General features: G+C 59.3%; 16 protein-coding genes and 2 pseudogenes. 9 read left to right on the top strand and 9 right to left on the bottom strand.

The features are described 5' to 3' along the window. The coding region (locus tag FHT78_RS21270) for a porin (RefSeq protein WP_183748358.1) at positions 1-165 on the top strand (165 nt) is incomplete at its 5' end. 369 nt (positions 166-534) lie between these two features. On the opposite strand, the gene FHT78_RS21265 is transcribed toward FHT78_RS21270, so the two are convergent. Then, positions 535-909 carry a DoxX family protein gene (locus FHT78_RS21265; RefSeq protein WP_183748356.1) on the bottom strand — a complete coding sequence of 125 codons (375 nt, stop codon included), beginning with the start codon at positions 907-909 and terminating at the stop codon, positions 535-537. A 175-nt stretch (positions 910-1084) separates the two neighbouring features. Then, the gene (locus FHT78_RS21260; RefSeq protein WP_183748354.1) at positions 1085-1792 is read right to left on the bottom strand and encodes a GntR family transcriptional regulator; all 708 of its coding nucleotides are present in this window, start codon (positions 1790-1792) and stop codon (positions 1085-1087) included. A 305-nt stretch (positions 1793-2097) separates the two neighbouring features. Here FHT78_RS21260 and FHT78_RS21255 point away from each other — a divergent pair. The 8 genes and pseudogenes from FHT78_RS21255 (at position 2098) to FHT78_RS21220 (ending at position 9610) form a co-directional block, all read left to right on the top strand. Further along, positions 2098-3224: pseudogene (locus FHT78_RS21255) on the top strand (BMP family ABC transporter substrate-binding protein). 20 nt (positions 3225-3244) lie between these two features. After that, positions 3245-4375, top strand: a complete 1131-nt coding sequence (locus FHT78_RS21250) for an ABC transporter permease (protein ID WP_113203717.1) — start codon at positions 3245-3247, stop codon at positions 4373-4375. Continuing rightward, positions 4375-5301 (top strand): ABC transporter permease, encoded by a 927-nt coding sequence (locus FHT78_RS21245; protein ID WP_018114380.1) that lies wholly within the window; start codon positions 4375-4377, stop codon positions 5299-5301. Before FHT78_RS21250 ends, FHT78_RS21245 begins: the two co-directional genes overlap by 1 nt. Before the next feature lie 18 nt (positions 5302-5319). Next, positions 5320-6336: a formamidase gene (locus FHT78_RS21240; protein WP_183748352.1), complete on the top strand. Its 1017-nt coding sequence runs from the start codon at positions 5320-5322 to the stop codon at positions 6334-6336. An 11-nt stretch (positions 6337-6347) separates the two neighbouring features. Next, positions 6348-7049, top strand: coding sequence for an isochorismatase family cysteine hydrolase (locus FHT78_RS21235; RefSeq protein WP_183748350.1), 702 nt, complete (start codon positions 6348-6350; stop codon positions 7047-7049). Then, on the top strand, positions 7046-8596 hold the full coding sequence (locus FHT78_RS21230; RefSeq protein WP_183748348.1) for an ABC transporter ATP-binding protein: 1551 nt from the start codon (positions 7046-7048) through the stop codon (positions 8594-8596). Before FHT78_RS21235 ends, FHT78_RS21230 begins: the two co-directional genes overlap by 4 nt. Further along, the gene (locus FHT78_RS21225; RefSeq protein WP_113212344.1) at positions 8596-9264 is read left to right on the top strand and encodes a cysteine hydrolase; all 669 of its coding nucleotides are present in this window, start codon (positions 8596-8598) and stop codon (positions 9262-9264) included. The genes FHT78_RS21230 and FHT78_RS21225 overlap by 1 nt, the downstream gene beginning before the upstream one ends. Next, complete coding sequence (locus tag FHT78_RS21220) at positions 9257-9610, top strand: cupin domain-containing protein (RefSeq protein WP_183748346.1); 354 nt, start codon at positions 9257-9259, stop codon at positions 9608-9610. Before FHT78_RS21225 ends, FHT78_RS21220 begins: the two co-directional genes overlap by 8 nt. Positions 9611-9687: 77 nt before the next feature. On the opposite strand, the gene FHT78_RS21215 is transcribed toward FHT78_RS21220, so the two are convergent. The 7 genes and pseudogenes from FHT78_RS21215 to FHT78_RS21190 all read right to left on the bottom strand — a co-directional run bounded on the left by FHT78_RS21215 (position 9688) and on the right by FHT78_RS21190 (position 18354). Continuing rightward, positions 9688-10686: a TRAP transporter substrate-binding protein gene (locus tag FHT78_RS21215; RefSeq protein ID WP_183748344.1), complete on the bottom strand. Its 999-nt coding sequence runs from the start codon at positions 10684-10686 to the stop codon at positions 9688-9690. 16 nt (positions 10687-10702) lie between these two features. Continuing rightward, positions 10703-12529, bottom strand: coding sequence for a TRAP transporter large permease subunit (locus FHT78_RS21210; RefSeq protein WP_183748342.1), 1827 nt, complete (start codon positions 12527-12529; stop codon positions 10703-10705). Positions 12530-12553: 24 nt separating this feature from the next. Beyond that, positions 12554-12709: pseudogene (locus FHT78_RS29420) on the bottom strand (alkanesulfonate monooxygenase); the annotation flags it as partial. 271 nt (positions 12710-12980) lie between these two features. Next, complete coding sequence (locus tag FHT78_RS21205; RefSeq protein WP_183748340.1) at positions 12981-13412, bottom strand: hypothetical protein; 432 nt, start codon at positions 13410-13412, stop codon at positions 12981-12983. 121 nt (positions 13413-13533) lie between these two features. Continuing rightward, the gene (locus FHT78_RS21200; RefSeq protein ID WP_183748338.1) at positions 13534-15099 is read right to left on the bottom strand and encodes a SpoVR family protein; all 1566 of its coding nucleotides are present in this window, start codon (positions 15097-15099) and stop codon (positions 13534-13536) included. Then, on the bottom strand, positions 15096-16373 hold the full coding sequence (locus tag FHT78_RS21195; protein WP_183748336.1) for a YeaH/YhbH family protein: 1278 nt from the start codon (positions 16371-16373) through the stop codon (positions 15096-15098). The genes FHT78_RS21200 and FHT78_RS21195 overlap by 4 nt, the downstream gene beginning before the upstream one ends. 37 nt (positions 16374-16410) lie before the next feature. Then, on the bottom strand, positions 16411-18354 hold the full coding sequence (locus FHT78_RS21190; RefSeq protein WP_183748334.1) for a PrkA family serine protein kinase: 1944 nt from the start codon (positions 18352-18354) through the stop codon (positions 16411-16413). Positions 18355-18445: the final 91 nt, after the last annotated feature.

The raw sequence follows: 18445 nt of genomic DNA, 5'->3' as shown, positions 1-18445 counted from the left end.
GTTCCGGATGACTTCGACGGTCTCGGCGATGCCTGGAAGGTCGGTCTGACGGTCGATTACCAGATCGTCGACAACTTCTACGCCAAGGCTTCCGTCCAGTACCTGGATCCGGAAGATGGCGACGACGTAACCACCGGTTACTTCCGTCTGCAGCGCTCGTTCTAATTTGGACACTGAAGACCCCGGGATCACATCTCGGGGTTTTTCATCACGAGCTTCTGGTTTGGTGACCTCCAATTCAGAAGAAAGAGGTCGATCCGGTTCCCTGCTGGATCGGCCTCACCCATCGATACAGAACTCCACTCCTGTAGATGGTATGGCTCGCCCTCACCCGAGGGCGAGCTTTTAATTGGCGGGACTGGATTGTCCAACGGACAGGATCTCTGTTGGCGCCCGACAGCCTGAAGAACCCAATCGTCGACTTCCATCGAGAAAAATTGCAGCCCTGGCCGCAGATCGAGTTAGCGCGTCTGCCTTAGAAAAGGTGGCAGCGACAGCCTGCCGCTTTCACTCCAGGGCGGGATCGCGACGCGCTCAAACCATATTCAGCGGTATCAACTGGCGCAGCCTCGGGTCGCGCAGATACAGGCCACCCCAGACGGCAATGCCGAGAAGCAGGCTGACGATCTGGGGAGGCGTAAAAAACTCGCCCAGGCGGAAGTGCGTGCAGATAGCGCCGCCAAGAAAACCGGTTACAAGTATCGCACCTAGGAAGGCTGTCTTCGGAACAGCATAAAGGATCGCGCAGATGGCAATAATAATGCCGAGCGCCTGGGCGAGATTGACAGGAAAAACGGTCGCTTCCATTTCCGCCCGTATGAAATCAGGTGCAAAAAGATTGGTGGCCGCATCAGCAAGAAGCAGAACAACAACTAGCGCTGACAGAATTCGCCCAATCCAGATCGACATTATCGCTGCCTCTTCAATTGCCGGTCGCAGCCCTGCTTATGGGGTGGTCTGGATGTTGTCAATTCGGCGGCAATCCCGCGTCGGGATTTGGTCGTCCGTGCCCCATCACATCTGCAGCTCCAAATGTTGTGGCTCTCAACCGCCGCCCTACGCAGGCCGGCACCGCCTGTAGCAGCTATTTCTCGCGCGCGGAGGCAAAGACGACGCTGGCATCGCTGACCATTTCCACATGCGAATAGGCGGCCTTTGCAGCGGCTGCGCCATCTGCCCGCATGATCGCGGTCACGATCAGGTCGTGCTCATCATAGGATTTCGCAAGCCGCCCCGGCAGCCGGAACTGCGCGCGGCGGAAAGGCGCAAGCCGAGCCCGGCTCTGGGTTACCAGCTCATAGATATGCTCGTTATGCGCACCGCGATAAAGCCGGGTATGGAACTCGGTATTATGGAGGGCGTAATCTTCCTCTGCGCCCTTGTGCACGAGGCGGGCGGAAGCGCGATGTTCGATTTCCAGCATGCGCCGCTCATCAACCGTCATCCGCTCGGCGGCTAGACGCGCGCAAACACCTTCCAGCTCCGCCATCGCCTCGAACATCGAGTGCAGATAGGTCTCGGTTACGTTGGTGACGACAGCGCTGCGGTTCGGCTCGCGATCGACGAGCCCCATTGCGCCGAGTTCGCGAAGCGCCTCGCGCACCGGGGTGCGCGACACGTCGAACCGGGTCGCTAGTGAGATCTCGTCAAGCTTGTCGCCTGGCAGAATCCGCCCGGTCACGATCATATCAGCAATAGCCCGCACCATCTGTTCGACGGTCGTTCCTGCCCGGATGATCTCTCTGCGCCTGACCTGCTTCAAGGAATGATTCTGTCCGTTAACTGCCTGCATACACATGCATTGCTGGCGCCGCAAAGTCAAATATAGAAACAAGCCTTTGTTTTAACACATAAAATGACAGCGAACTATATTTATATATACAGGACAGAGACATATGACGCTGAAATTAGCTGATTTTATAGACTCTGCATAGTTTTTAATCTTACGCGGCAAAGATTTGCATACACTTTTTACAGTGTCTTGCGGGCCTCTGAATACATCCAATGAATTCAATAGAATAAAATCTGGCACGGCCATTGCATACACTTTTCCGTAACCAATTGAACCGGCAAAACCGCCGCAAGGGGAGCATTCCGATGACCAAACTCCTTTCCATGAACCGCCGCCGTTTCCTTCAGGCTTCTGCTGCCACTGCCCTGATCGGCGCAACCCCGGCTTCCTCTCCTCGCGCGCTCTTGCGCAGACTGCGCTGACCGTCGGCTTCATCTATGTCGGCCCGAAGGATGACTACGGCTACAACCAGTCGCATGCCGAGGGTGCCGCCGTCGTCAAGGCACTGCCCGGCATCACCGTCGTCGAAGAAGAGAACGTGCCCGAGACCGTCGACGTTCAGAAGACGATGGAGTCGATGATCAATCTGGACGGCGCGACCCTCCTCTTCCCGACCTCCTTCGGCTATTTCGATCCTCACATGCTGGCCATGGCCGCCAAATACCCCGATATCCAGTTCCGCCACTGCGGCGGTCTCTGGCAGGAGGGAAAGAACCCGGCCAATACCGGCTCCTATTTCGGCTACATCTTCCAGGGCCAGTATCTGAACGGCATCGCCGCCGGCCATGCGACGAAGAGCAAGAAGCTCGGCTTCGTCGCCGCCAAGCCAATCCCGCAGGTTCTGCAGAATATCAATGCCTTCCTGCTCGGCGCCCGCACGGTCGATCCGACCATCACTTGCCAGGTGATCTTCACTGGCGAGTGGTCGCTCGCCGTCAAGGAAGCCGAAGCCACCAACGCCTTGGTCGATCAGGGTGCCGACGTCATCACATGCCACGTCGACAGCCCGAAGGTCGTCGTCGAGACGGCCGCCGGCCGCGGAGCCTTCATCTGCGGCTACCACGCCAACCAGAGCCCGCTTGCTCCCGAGAAATATCTCACCGGTGCCGAATGGGCCTGGGGCAATGTCTACAGCGATTTCGTCAAGAAGGCGCAGGCCGGCGAAAAGCTCGGCAATTTCGTTCGCGGCGGCCTGAAGGACGGGTTTGTCAAGATGAGCGCGCTCGGCCCCGGCGTTCCCGAGGCGGGCCGCAAGGCCTTCGAAGCAACCCATGCGGAAATGATGAAGGGCGGTTTCTCGGTCTTCAAGGGACCACTGAAGGACAACAAGGGCAGTTCAGTTGTGACTGCAGACAAGAGCTATGCCGAAGACGCAATCGAGCTCGAGAGCATGAATTATCTGGTCGAGGGCGTCGTCGGATCGACGGCCTAGACCGCAGAGGGAGAAGCGCCATGACTGTCCAGGCCAATGATCCCGCAATCTCAGTCGTTTCCGGAAAGCCGGCATCGTTGCGCCCCGTCCTCGAATGGATTGCGCGCCGTGCCGAACCAGTCGTCATCGGTCTTGCGGCCATCCTGATCGGTCTTGCGCTCTTCTCCTTGTTCATCCTGGCGATCGGAAAATCGCCGGCGATGCTTTTCCAGCTTATGTATACCGGCGGCTTCGGCAGCTGGTTTTCGGTGCAAAACAGCTTGAGCCGTGCCGCACCCCTTCTCCTGACGGCACTCTGCGTCGCCCTGCCCGCTCGTCTCGGCCTCGTCATCATCGGCGGGGAAGGAGCGGTCGTGCTGGGCGGCGTTGCTGCCGCGGCCATGGCCATGCCGCTTGCCGGTACTGCCCCTGTCTTCCTGACCCTTATTCTCATGGGCATTGCCGCCATGGTGGTCGGCGGCATCTGGATCGGCCTTGCCGGTTTCCTCCGCCACTATCGCGGTGTCAACGAGACGATTTCATCGCTGCTGCTCTCGTATATCGCCATCGCCCTGATGAACCAGTTCGTCGAAGGGCCCCTGCGTGATCCCGCCAGTCTCAACAAGCCGTCCACCAAGCCGCTGCCGCCAGAATATATGCTCGGCAACATTCCCGGCATGGATGTGCATTGGGGTCTCGTCATCGGCATCGTCGCCTGCATTTTCTCCTGGATCCTGATCGAGGTAACGAGCTTCGGTTTTGCCGCCCGCATCGCCGGCGGCAATGTCCGCGCCGCGCAGATCCAGGGCCTTCCGGTTGGCAAGCTTATTGTCGGATTCACGGCGATCGCCGGCAGTTTCGCGGGTCTCGCCGGCATGGTCGAGGTCGCCGCAGTTCAAGGCAGCGCCAATGCCTCGCTCGCCGCAGGCTACGGCTATACCGGCATCCTCGTCGCCTTCCTCGCGCGCCACAATCCGTTGGCGATTATTCCGGTCGCGATCCTGCTCGGCGGTATCGATGCTTCGGGCGGCCTCATCCAGCGCCGCATGGGCCTGCCGGATGCCACCGTTCTGGTGCTGCAGGGCACGCTCTTCATCGTCATCCTGTTCTGCGAGACCTTTTACGGCCGCTTCAAGATCTTCAATCCCGACCTCTGGAAAAGGAGCCTCTGATGGAAGAGACAGGCATCGGCATATGGGGCGTGCCCCTTGCGATCCTCGCAGGCGCCATCCGCGTTTCCACGCCCTTCATCTTCGTCAGCCTCGGCGAGACGATCACCGAGCGCTCCGGCCGCATCAATCTCGGGCTTGAAGGCACGCTGGTCTTCGGTGCGATGACAGCTTATGCCGTCGCGGTCATGAGCAATTCACCGTGGCTCGGGGTACTCGCGGCAATGGCGACGGGCGCCGTCTTCGGTCTCGTCCATGGCTGGATCTGCAAATGGCCGAAGGTCAACGATATCGCCATCGGTATCGCCATGATGCAGTTCGGGCTCGGCCTCGCCTTCTTCCTCGGCAAGCCCTTCATCCAGCCGGCCGCGCCGCACCTGCCGGCAATACAGCTTGGTTTCTGGTCCAGCATGCCCCAGATCCAGGCGGCGCTGAACATCAACGTGCTCTTCCTGCTTGGCGCTGCTCTCGCCTTCATCCTCTGGTGGGCATTCAAGAATACCCGGATCGGCTTGATCCTGCGCGTCGTCGGCGACAGCACCGATGCCGCCCGCGCCATGGGCATCAATCCCGATCGCGTGCGACTGCTCGCCACCGCCGTCGGCGGTTCGCTGGCGGCCATCGGCGGCGCCTATCTGTCACTCTATTATCCCGGCTCCTGGAACGAGGGCATTTCGTCCGGCCAGGGCTTGATGGCCGTGGCGCTCGTCATCTTCGCCCGTTGGAATCCGATTGGCTGCTTCCTCGCCGCTCTGCTCTTCGGCGGTGCCGGCGCACTCGGCCCGGCATTACAATCGGTCGGCGTCACGCAGGGCTACTACCTCTTCTACGCGGCTCCCTACGTGCTGACGCTGGTCATCATGATCGCGACCTCCTCACCCACACGTTCGCTCGCCGGCGCGCCCGGCGCGCTTTCCCTGACGAAATAGCATGAAAGGAGCCAAGCCATGAATGGCCTCGGCGGATTGAACAAGTCGGAACATGGCGTCGGAATCGGCCTCGTTCAGCTTCAGCTTCCTGTCACCGTGACACGGGAAGACCTTGCGCGCCAGACGCAGGTCATCGTCGATCTCGTCGGCAAGGCGCGGCGCAATCAGCCGGGCATGGATCTGGTCGTCTTTCCGGAGTATGCCCTGCACGGCCTGTCGATGGACATCAATCCCGAGATCATGTGCACGCTCGACGGGCCAGAGGTCGCAGCCTTCAAGAAGGCCTGCCGGGAGAATACGATCTGGGGCTGCTTCTCGATCATGGAGCTGAACCCTGAAGGCATGCCCTACAATTCCGGCATCATCATCGACGACAGGGGCGAGCTGAAGCTCTATTACCGCAAGATGCATCCCTGGGTGCCGGTCGAGCCGTGGGAGCCCGGCAATTTCGGCATCCCCGTCATCGACGGGCCCAAGGGCGCGAAGCTCGCGCTCATCATCTGCCATGACGGCATGTTTCCGGAAATGGCGCGTGAATGCGCCTATAAGGGTGCGGAAATCATGATCCGCACGGCCGGCTACACGGCGCCGATCCGCGAGAGCTGGAAATTCACCAACCAGTCGAACGCCTTCTGCAATCTCATGATCACTGCGAGCGTCTGCATGTGCGGCTCTGACGGCACGTTCGACAGCATGGGCGAAGGCATGATCTGCAATTTCGACGGCTCGATCATCGCTCACGGCACATCGGGCCGCGTCAACGAGATCATCACCGCCGAGGTGCGTCCTGATCTCGTACGCGAAGCCCGCCTTGGCTGGGGCGTCGAAAACAACATCTACCAGTTTGGCCATCGCGGCTATGTCGCCGTTGCCGGCGGCGCTGATGATGCGCCCTATACCTACATGCACGATCTCATCGCCGGCAAATACCGCCTCCCCTGGGAAGATCAGGTGAAGGTCACGGATGGTACATCGTGCGGCTTCGACAAGCCGGCGCGTCGCTACGGCGAAACATTCAAACTCGCGGGTGAATAGGAGAAAAGACGATGGACGCCATGGTCGAAACCAAAGGACATTATATCGACGCCGATCCCTATGCCTGGCCCTATAATGGCGCGCTGCGGCCCGATAATACCGCCCTCATTATCATCGACATGCAGACGGATTTCTGCGGCAAGGGCGGTTATGTAGATCACATGGGTTACGACCTGTCGCTGGTGCAAGCCCCGATCGAGCCGATCAAGAAGGTCTTGGCCGCCATGCGGGCCAAGGGCTATCACATCATCCACACGCGCGAGGGCCACCGGCCCGATCTTGCCGACCTGCCGGCCAACAAGCGTTGGCGTTCGCTGCGCATCGGCGCTGGTATCGGCGATCCCGGGCCTTGCGGGCGCATCCTCACACGCGGCGAACCCGGTTGGGACATCATTCCCGAACTCTACCCGATTGAAGGCGAAACGATCATCGACAAGCCCGGCAAGGGTTCGTTCTGCGCTACCGATCTCGAACTGATCCTCAACCAGAAGCGCATCGAAAATATAATCCTGACCGGCATCACCACCGACGTCTGCGTTTCCACCACGATGCGCGAGGCGAACGACCGCGGCTATGAATGCCTGCTCTTGGAAGACTGCTGCGGCGCGACCGACTACGGCAACCACCTTGCCGCGATCAAGATGGTCAAGATGCAGGGCGGCGTCTTCGGCTCCGTCTCCAACTCTCAAACCCTCGTGAGCCAGCTGCTATGAGCACGGTCCGCGACACCCCTCTTCCGCAAGCCGGAAAGGCCGTTGGCATTTACACGATCGACATGACGATGCGCTTCGGCAGCTTCACCGCCCTCGATCACGTGTCGATCAAGATACCCGCCGGCAGCTTCCACGCGCTGCTCGGCGAAAACGGCGCCGGCAAATCGACGCTCGTCAAATGCATCATGGGCTTCTACCACGCGACATCGGGTGCGCTTTCCGTCGATGGTCGCGAAGTGGCAATCGCGTCACCGAAGGACGCCGCGACCTATGGGCTTGGCATGGTCTATCAACACTTCACGCTCGTTCCTTCGCTCACCGGCGCTGAAAACCTCGTCATCAGCCGCGCCGAAGTACCCGCCATCATCAATTGGGCGAAGGAACGCAAGGATCTCGCCGGATTCATGGAGCGCATGCCCTTCAAGATCCCGCTCGACCGGCCGGTGTGCGAGCTTGCCGCCGGCGAAAAGCAGAAGCTTGAGATCGTCAAGCAGCTCTATCTCGGCCGCTCCTTCCTGGTGCTCGACGAGCCCACCTCGGTGCTCACGCCTGCCGAAGCTGACGAGATGCTTGGCCTCGTGCGCGGCATGACCGAGCGCGGCGAGCTGACCGTATTGATGATCTCCCACAAATTCCACGAGGTCACGAAATTCGCCAATGCCGTCTCCATCTTGCGGCGCGGCAAGCTCGTCGGTAGCGGCAAGGTGGGTGAGCTTTCCACGGCCGACATGGCGGCGATGATGATCGGCGACGTCAAGCTTGCCGAACTCGATACCCGCGTTCCGATTTCCGAAGGCGCCAAGCCGGTCCTCACAGTCGAGCAGGTCAAGGCACCGGATCGCTCCGGTCTCAAGACCATCGAGATCGACAATCTCACCGTCCGCTCGGGCGAGATCGTTGGCATTGCCGGCATATCGGGCAACGGCCAGAAGGAACTGACTGAGATCCTTGCCGGCCAACGGCCGACCGATACTGGCCGCGTCAGCGTCAAGGGCGAGATTTACGGCGCAACGCGTCCGGAAACCCGCAAGAACAATGTTCGCTTCATCCCGGAAGAGCCTCTGCAGAATGCCTGTGCGCCACACATGACGGTCAGTGAAAACCTCGCCTTCCGCACCTTCGATCTGAAGGCAGACGGCAAGGATGCGATCTGGCTGAACAAGGGCAAGATGAAGAAGCGCGCAACAGATCTGATCTCCGATTTCAAGGTCAAGACGACATCCTCTTCGTCCCCGATCGCAGCGCTTTCGGGCGGCAATGTACAACGCGCTGTGCTCGCCCGCGAACTGACTGGCGAGGTGGACCTGCTGATCGTCTCGAACCCCTGTTTCGGCCTCGACTTCTCGGCCGTTGCGGAGATCCGCGCCCGCATCATGAAAGCGCGCAATTCCGGTACGGCCGTTTTGCTGCTTTCCGAAGACCTCGACGAGTTGCTCGAAATGTCCGACCGCATCATGGTGATTTCCGAAGGCAAGCTGGTCTACGAGACCCCGGCGCGGTCCGCCGATATCGGCGTCATCGGCGCGCATATGGCGGGGCATCACTGATGGCGGAGATCAAGGCAGAGCCTTTCGCCTTTCCGGTGAAGCACGACCAGCTTGCCCTTGTCGTCATCGACATGCAGCGCGATTTCGCCGAACCGGGCGGTTTCGGCGCCAGCCTCGGCAACGATGTCAGCCGCATCACCAAAATCGTGCCAGATGTCAAACGTCTCATTCAGGGCTTCCGCAATGCCGGTCTGCCGGTCATCCACACGATGGAATGTCACAGGCCCGACCTCTCGGATCTGCCGCCGGCAAAAAGGGACCGTGGCAACCCGACACTCAGGATCGGCGATGAAGGCCCCATGGGCCGGATTCTGATTTCCGGCGAGCCCGGCACGGCGATCCTGCCGGAACTTGCGCCGGTGAAGGGCGAAGTGGTGATAGAAAAGCCCGGCAAAGGCGCCTTTTATGCCACCGAACTTGGCGAAGTTCTGCAAGACAAGGGTATCAAGCAGCTCGTATTCGCAGGCGTGACGACAGAAGTCTGCGTCCAAACAACCATGCGCGAGGCGAACGACCGCGGTTACGAGTGCCTGCTCGCCGAGGAGGCAACGGAAAGCTACTTCCCCGAATTCAAGGCGGCTGCCATCGCCATGATCCGCGCCCAGGGCGCGATCGTCGGCTGGACGGCCCGTGTCGACGATATCCTGGAGAGCATCGCCCATGCCTGAAACCACCCGCGAACTGCTCACCTCGGGCGGTTGGAAGGAGCTGAAATTCGGCCCTTTCCGCGATGAGGTGACCATCCACTGGATTAGGCCTTTCGAAGGCGATCAGCCGGGCGTGGCGCTGCTGAAATATGAGGCCGGCGCGTCCGTCCCCCGCCATCGGCACGAAGGGCTTGAAACCATTTTCGTCCTCGATGGAGTGCAATCCGACGAGGCGGGCGACTACGGCCGCGGCAGCTACATCGTCAATGCACCCGGTACCGAACATTCGGTCTGGAGCGATACCGGTTGTGTCGTGCTGATCCAGTGGGACCGGCCGGTAAAAATATTGGAAGAGGAAGCAGCGTAAATTCGACAGTACCTGCTTCGCCAATTCAACGACTGAGCAAGGCTGGCTGACAGGCCAGCCTCGCGTTCAGGCCTTTTTCAGGCCGATTGGATAGCCTTGATGCGGTCGAGGCCACCGACGATAGAGGCGAAATCGCTCCAGACGCCCTGAGCGCCCTTCTGCCATTCGTCAAAGGCTTCCGGCTTCAGGAGTTTGCCGCCGTTTTTCAGCGAGATTTCGACCGATGCCACCTCATCATCGACGATGAGCTGGTTGAAGTAGGCTGCACCTTCGGTCGATGCCTGCCGGAAGACGGCCTTCTGCTCGTCATTCAGGCCGCCCCAGAAGGTCGAGGAATAATAGACGACGCCAGAGGCCCAGATGTGGCCGGTCTCGGTCATGTAGGGCACGACCTCATAGAGCTTAAAGCCGGCATAGGCCGATTTGGTGAGGTCCATGGCGTCGGCAACACCGGTTGCCAGCGCATTATAGGTCTCGGTGATCGGAATACCGATCGGCACCGTGCCGAAGGAGTTCCAGAGCTTGGTGTGCAGCGGGCTCTGGATGACGCGGATGCGTTTGCCTTTGAGCTGTTCCGGTCGTGTCACAGGTTCCTTGGTCAGCAGATGGCGGGCGCCGTAATTGATGAAATCGCCGACGACAAAATTCTGCGCCTGCAGCTTGCCCTTAAGGTCGGTGCCGACATCGCCGCCGACGATGCGGCGCACATGATCGGCATCGCGAAACAGGAAGGGAAGATCGAGAATCTGCAGTTCCGGCACCCAGCCGGAAAGCGAGGAGACCGTCGAAAGGCTTGCCTGAATGGAGCCGAGGCGAACGCCTTCCGCCACTTCCTTTTCGCCGCCGAGCGCACCGTTCTTGACGATATTGAACTTGAACTGGCCAGGCAGCTTGGCCTCGACCAGCTCGCTGATCTTCACCCAGATCTTGCTCTCCGGCTTGTCGTCGCCAAGCAGCGAGGCGATGGTGATCGTTGTCGTGCGGGCAGCCGCCGCGCGAACGAAGGCCGGGGCAGCAAGGGCTGTTCCGGCAATCGCGGTAGTCTTCAGGAAATTGCGTCGGTTGAGATTGTCCATGAATAAGTCCTGTCCGTTAGAAGATGATCGCCCAGGCGCAAAGGATTGCGAGGGAGACGAGAAGGGCAAGCAGATAGGGAACAACCGCCTTAAAAAGGGCGGAAGCGGGTATGCGGGTCACACCACTGACGACGAAGATCAGCATGCCGAGCGGCGGCGTCAGTCCGTGGATCATCAGATTGACGACGATGATGACGCCGAAATGAATGGGATCGATGCCAGCGGCAACGGCGGCCGGCAGCAGGATCGGCCCGAAGAGCAGGATCGCAGCGCCGATATCGAGGACGAGGCCAACGACCAGCAGTATGATGTTGGACAGCAGGATGACAGCGAGCGCACTGCCGCCGAGCGCCGTCGTCAGGTGTGAGATCAGGCCTGAGACATCGTCGACCGCAAGCAGGAAGGCAAAGGGGCCAGCCGTGCCGATCAGCAAGCCGATCGCGGCGGCCTCGACAGCTGCCTGCCGGAAGGCGGTGTAAAGCGAGAGGACGCCAAGCCGTGCACCGATGCCGAGCAGAAGGGTGTAGAAGGCGGCGAGGGCGGCGGCCTCCGTCGTCGTGACGATACCGATGCGGATGCCGACCACGACGATGACGCCGAGGCCGAAGGCAGGGATTGCCTGGATACCCGACCGCCAGCGCTGTGCAGATGTGGCCCGCGCCAGAGGCGCCTGGTCGCGAACCGTCAGATGGATCGCGACCGCAAGGCAGATGGCCATCAGACCACCCGCAAAGAAACCGCCGACCAGCAGGGAGCCGACCGAAAGATTGGTGGCGGTCGCCAGGATCAGAAAGGCGATCGACGGCGGAATGACATTGTCGAGTACCGAAGTCGCTGCAATGATCGCTGCGGCCTTGGCGGGCGGATAACCGTGGCGGACGAGCTCCGGTTGGAAGGTGGACGCACCGAAAGCGGCATTGGCAACCGAGGAACCGGAGGCACCGGAAAAAAGCACACTGGTGAGCAGTGTCGTCTGGGCGAGGCCGGCACGGCGATGGCCGACCATGGCAGCGGCAAATCGCACGAGCTGGTTGGCGACGCCGGATGCCGTCAGCAGTCCGCCGGCAAGCAGGAAGAAGGGGATCGCAAGCAGCAGGAATTTCGAAATGCCAGTCACTGTCGAAGAGACGATCGCTGGTTCCGGCAGGCTGCTGCCGAAGGCGATCACGATATAGGCGGCCGCCAGGAAGGCGTGTGGCGGGGGTGCTGCGAGCATCAGGCCGATCGCGGCGATCAGGCCGAGAAAGATGCTCGGCGGCCAGTCGAACTCGACGGAGACGAAGGGGATGCCGGCATAGAGCGCGCCACCGATAGCGATGGAAAGAAGGACCGGCCAAACCTTTCCTTCGACGATACGTTGCAGCAGAAGTACGACGAGGATCAGCACGCCGCCGGCGCCGAGAAAGCCGAAGCGGATCCATTCCGGTACGCCGAGCGCCGGGGAAATGCCTCCGAGCATGGTCATGATCTCGCTGCCGCCGAAGCTCAAGATAAGACCCGATAGCACGGTGAAAACATCGGCAGCGACCTGCGTTGTCGAATGCAGCCGCTCAGGCATCATCTTGACGAAGACATCAAGACGCATGGCGAGCGCACTGTTGAGGCTAAGCGGCGCGCCAAGCGCGATCAGCAGCACATGGAGCCAGATGCCGAGATCCTCGGCGCCGAGAAAACCGGCCGCGAAGAAATAGCGCATGCAGACAGTGACCAGCACCGTGAAGAGCAGCGCGGCAAGCACCGACGCGGCAGCAACGCCAAGTACGGCTTCGATCGCCTTCAGGATGCGGGCTGCAAATCCGCCATCTGTCTCCTGTTCGGCTGGGTGGAATTCGCTTGCTGCCACAGAATTTGCTTTCTTGCCGTGTCCTCAGGCGCTCTCGGCGGTGGAAAGGTCACGATCGAAGAGTGTCGACCAGGTGAGTTGCGCGCCTTTTTATATTCTCCTGCTGACATCGAGACGCGGCAGAACCTTTTCGCCGAAACGATAGGCTTCCTCAAGGAGGGGCATGCCGGAAATAATAAAAGGTTTCGACGCTGGCCTTCTGATAGGCCGCAGCGTTGGAGCGACGACAGCGGGGGAATGAACTGTGACAAGAAGATGCAACCGCTTGCTATGAAGAGCGGCGCATTTGCAAAGGGCCGTCCCAAACAGGCGACATAGGCAGATGCCGCCACTCTGAGATCTGTATTTGCTGCCCAGCCGCAGGCGAAGCGCGGCTATGACGTGCCGCACTTCATCGGCCGGGTTCTGCTGCAGCGGACGCCTAGTCAATGATTTCGGCTAGGCAGCCGGCTTATCGCGTAAACATCAGCCGCATACGCGCCAGAATGCCCTTCATGCCCGATATGGAGGCGGCTCTCAGATGGCGGGCGACGACACCTGAATCAACCCGTGCTCCGAAATGGCAGGAGCAAACGAGACCATGCAGTTGCCGATCGTTAAGGTCGAAGAAACTCAGGGCATCTCCATAAGTATCGCCCTCAAGACCGGCGGCACGCAGAACCGGATCGGCATAGGCTACGGATATGGGTGACCCGGTGATTCTCATCTTTATCCGCTGGTCACGGGGCAGATATTCGGTCTCCCGAAGGGTAACGAGCGAACGCGCAGGATCGCTTTCCAGAAGCTCCGCCCACCGGTTCAACCGCTCGGCGCGAGACAGTTGTGGCGTGGTGCGGCTAACCTTGGCTATAGCCTTGAGCTGATCGACTGCGTATTGTTCCATGACGGCCTCCTATTTGGAAAAATAGACTGCACGCCCCCATCGACAACGTTGATCCCAACTGGGCGGCCTGTCCAATCACGTTTGAAGAATCGCGTCTCTTCAATGGCAGAATTCCGCCCAATCAGGCGAATTCGCTTTGTCTCGCAAAAGCCCGCGGATGGGCGACGTGCTTCCGGACGACACTGTCCTTACTGTCGAGCTCTTCTAGGAGTACGTCATAGCTCCAGAGATCGGCAAGGTGCTGCAGGACGAGCTTCAGGTCCTCCTCTTCCAGGAATTCGTCATTGCTGGCCCGGTGCTGTAAAAGCAGTCTGCGGTCGCCGGCCAGATCGACGTCGACGATCTCAATCGCCGGATCGGTGTGGCCTATGTCGTAACTACGCGAGAGTTGCCGGCGAATGCGCCGATAGCCGCGCTCGTCGTGGATCGCTGAAACCAGAATGCCTTCCTTAATGTCCGGATCATCGTGGAGTTGGAACATGCGCCACCGGCGCATGAGGCTTGGGCTCAGGAATTGGCTGACGAAACTCTCGTCGCGATAATTGGCCCAAATATCGCGCAGAACCGCCATAGAGTCGCCCCGCCCGGCAATATCCGGAAACCACTCACGATCTTCGCCCGTGGGCTTCGTCACGATGCGCTCGATATCCTGCATCATCGCAAAGCCAAGCGCATAGGGATTGAAGCCGGAGAAACGCCGATCATCATACATCGGCTGGAAAACGACATTCGTGTGCGATTTCAAAAACTCGAAAAAGTTGCCGTCGCTGATCTGCCCGCGCTCATGCAGGCGTTGCATAATGTTGTAATGGACGTAGGTGGCAGTCCCCTCGTTCATCACCTTGGTCTGGCGCTGAGGATGGAAATATTGGGCGACGTGGCGGACGATGCGCAATATCTCGCGCTGCCAGGGATGCAGCCGGGGCGCCGACTTTTCGAGGAAGTACAGGATATTGTCCTGAGGCAAACCGAGAGCGGCACGTCTACGCTCGAGATCGCGATCCGACTTGTTGCGTTTGAGGCTGGTCGGCACGGTGCGCCACAGATCGTTGAAGATCTTCTCCTCGTGGGCGCGGCGCTCCTGCAGCCGCTTTTCTTCCTGCCGGAGATCAACCTGGGTTTTGCCGGCGTAGCGGTGCACACCGTGTGACATCAATGCGTGTGCAGCATCCAACGTACGCTCCACAGCCACTTCCCCATATCGTTCCTCGCAGCGGGAGATGTAGCTCTTGGCGAAATCGAGATAATCGAGAATACCTTCGGCATCGGTCCAGAGCTTGAACAAATAGTTGTTCTTGAAGAAGTGGTTATGGCCGAAGGCGGCGTGCGCAATGACCAGCGTCTGCATGGTCGCCGTGTTCTCCTCCATGAGATAGGAGATGCAGGGCGAGCTGTTGATGACGATCTCGTAGGCGAGGTCGCGCATCCCACGGCGGTAGAAGGCCTCGTGATGGGCAAAATGCTTGCCGAAGGACCAGTGGCGATAGAAGAGCGGCATGCCTGTCGAGGAGTAGGCATCGAGCATCTGTTCCGACGTGATGACCTCGATCTGGTTCGGATAGACATCGAGCCCCAGTTCTCCAAGCGCAATCTCTTCGCAGGCGTCGTGAATGCGCTGCAAAATCGGAAAATCCCAGTCGGCCCCTTCGAACAGAAGCCCTTCCTTTTGCCGCGTGCCGGTCTTCATGGCGTAGCCCCTGCCGTGGCAGCCTTCTTCTGAAACAGATCATGAAAAACAGGGAATATCTCGTTCTTGCGGCAGACCTTGCGCATGGCAAGAGGCCGTGTTGCAGAGCGGATTTCCTGGTAAAGCGTCCAAAGCGGTGACCTCGACATCGAAGAATCTCCGTCTTCCTCACCGACCTCGATATAGGCGAAGTACTGGCAGACCGGCAAGATTTCTTGCTGCAGCAACTGGCCGGTCAAAGCTCCGTCTGAATAGGAATTGTCGCCGTCGGAGGCCTGCGCCGCATAGATATTCCACTCCGTCGGATCAAAACGCGCAGCAACGATCGAGCGCATGACCGCCAACGCACTGGAGACCAGCGTGCCGCCCGTCGCCGGGCTATAGAAGAAAGTCTCCTCATCGACCTCCTCCGCCTTTTCCGTATGGCGGATAAATACGATCTCCACTTTTTCGTAACGCTGCGACAAGAAGAGGTAGAGGAGCAGGTAGAAGCGTTTTGCGAGATCCTTCATATGCTCGCTCATGGAACCGGAAACGTCCATGAGGCAGAACATCACCGCCTTTACGACAGGCTTTGGCGTGTTTTCAAAGCGCCGGTAGCGGACATCGAGCGGGTCGATATAGGGAATGCGCTTGCTCTTGAGCGTCAGTGTCCTCAGCCTGTCTTCGAGAACGAGGCGCTCTTTCGCATTGTCGCATTCGTCGATCTGCTTCTGGAGCGCTTCGATCTCCTCTGCCGTAGGGCGATGAAGCGCAAGGCGCCGCATCATGGCAAGGCGTGTCGTGCGCCCGACGGCGATGTTTGAGGGGGAGCCGGAGACAGAAAAGCCGGCTCTTTGCGGCGTCACCTCCTCGGTTTCGCTCAGCCGGCGCTTGGCGAGATCAGGCAACTCCAGATCTTCGAGGAAGATGTTGAGGAATTCCTCTCGGGTTAGTATGAAGCGGAAACCGTCTTCGCCATCGCCCTCCCCCGCCTCGGACGAACGCCCGCCGCCCGATGCCGGCGGGCGCTTGATGAAATCGCCCTCGACGAATTTTTGGTTGCCGGGAAGGACGCGATCTTGAATTCCTCCTCCCCCCCGGTGAAGGCCCGGTTCGGCCATGCCGCCGATCGGAAGAGTGACTTCACCGCCATCAAGCACATCGCGGATGCTGCGGTCTTGCAAAGATCGTTTAACCGCCTGCTCTACGGCGTCCTTGGCACGCCGTAGAAACCTTTGTCGATTTTCTAAACTTTTACCGCGCGGGTTAAGCCGCCGGTCTATGATGTGCATGTTTGCTCCTACCTGGGTACTCGCTCGGACAGCCTACCTAACTCGCCTGCTTGACGCGCATGTACCATTCCACCAGCCGGCGAACCTGCCGTTCCGTGTAGCCCCGCGCCACCATGCGCGAGACGAATTCGCTATGTTTCTTTTCGGTCTCGCTGTCCTTCTTCGATCCGAAGGAGATGACCGGCAGCAGATCCTCGACCTGTGAGAACATCCGCTTTTCGATGACTTCCCGGATTTTTTCATAGCTCGTCCAGGAAGGATTCTTGCCGCCATTGGCCGCGCGCGACCTCAGGGAGAACTTTACGATCTCGTTGCGGAAATCCTTGGGGTTGGCGATGCCCGCAGGTTTTTCGATCTTCGTCAGTTCCTGATTCAGAAGTTCACGGTCGAGCAACTGACCAGTATCCGGGTCCTTGAAATCGACGTCCTCGATCCATGCATCCGCGTAATCCACATAGCGGTCGAACAGGTTCTGACCGTAGTCGGAATAGGATTCCAGATAGGCCTTCTGGATCTCGTTGCCGATGAATTCCGCATAACGCGGCGCCAATTCGGCCTTGATGAACTCCATGTAACGCTTTTCCGTTTCCTCGCCATACTGCTCGCGACGGATGGCTTGTTCCAGGACATACATCAGATGCACAGGATCGGCGCCGATATCCGTCGTGTCGTGGTTGAACGTCGACGCAAGAACTTTGAACGCGAAACGTGTCGATATTCCGTCCATGCCCTCATCGACGCCGGCGGCATCCCGATATTCCTGCACGCTCCTAGCACGCGGATCGGTTTCCTTCAGACTTTCGCCGTCATAGGCGCGCATTTTTGAGAAGAGATTGGAATTCTCATGCTTGCGAAGCCGTGACAGGACGGAGAAACGAGCCAGCATCTCCAATGTCGCCGGCGCGCAAGCCGCATCCGCAAGCTCTGATCCTTCGATCAGCTTTTCGTAGATCTTCTGTTCCTCCATCACTCTCAGGCAATAGGGAACCTTGATGACGCAGATGCGGTCAATGAAGGCCTCGTTGTTCTTGTTGGCCTTGAAGGTCTGCCACTCCGCTTCGTTCGAATGCGCAAGGATGATGCCGGAGAAGGGAATCGCACCGATGTTCTCGGTGCCCATGTAATTGCCTTCCTGCGTCGCCGTCAGCAACGGATGCAGCATCTTGATCGGCGCCTTGAACATCTCGACGAATTCCAGCACGCCCTGATTGGCGCGGTTGAGGCCGCCGGAATAGCTGTAGGCATCAGGATCGTTCTGCGAATAGTGCTCGAGCTTGCGAATATCGACCTTGCCCACCAGCGACGAGACATCCTGATTGTTCTCGTCGCCCGGCTCTGTCTTGGCAATCGCGATCTGCCGCAGCCTCGACGGCTGGATCCTGACGACCCGGAAGCGGGAGATGTCACCATCGAACTCATCAAGCCGTTTCAGGCACCACGGGCTCATCAGGCCGCTGAGACGACGAGTCGGGATGCCGTATTCCTCAAGCAGCAAGGGACCCATGGTCAGGGGATCAAAAAGATTGAGGGGGCTTTCAAAGACCGGGCTTAGGTCGTCACCGGCTTTCAGCACATAGATGGGATTGACCTCCATCAGCTGCTTCAGGCGCTCGGCGAGCGAAGACTTGCCGCCGCCCACCGGGCCGAGCAGGTAAAGGATCTGTTTGCGCTCCTCCAAGCCTTGGGCTGCATGCCGGAAGAAGGACACGATCCGTTCGATCGTCTCCTCCATGCCGAAAAACCCGTCAAAGGCGGGGTAGGTTCGGATGGTTCTGTTCATGAAAATCCGACCGAGCCGCGGATCCTTCGCTGTATCGATGATCTCGGGTTCGCCGATTGCCGAAAGCAGCCGCTCGGTGGCATTGGCATAGGCCATCGGATCCTCTTTGCACAAGGACAGATAGTCCGCGATGGACATATCCGTCTCCCGGCGGGACTCGTAGTTACGGGTAAACGCATCAAATAGGGAGTTGTTCAGCATAGGCCCTCCTATAAAGGTCTGCCTCAGCGATTTTCGCCTTCGCTAACTAAGATGGTGCGCCAATGTTTCGAAAGATCAAGGTCCTCATCGA

This window comes from Rhizobium sp. BK196 (assembly GCF_014193255.1).
Classification (GTDB): domain Bacteria; phylum Pseudomonadota; class Alphaproteobacteria; order Rhizobiales; family Rhizobiaceae; genus Rhizobium.
This window is presented reverse-complemented; position numbering and strand designations above follow the sequence as displayed.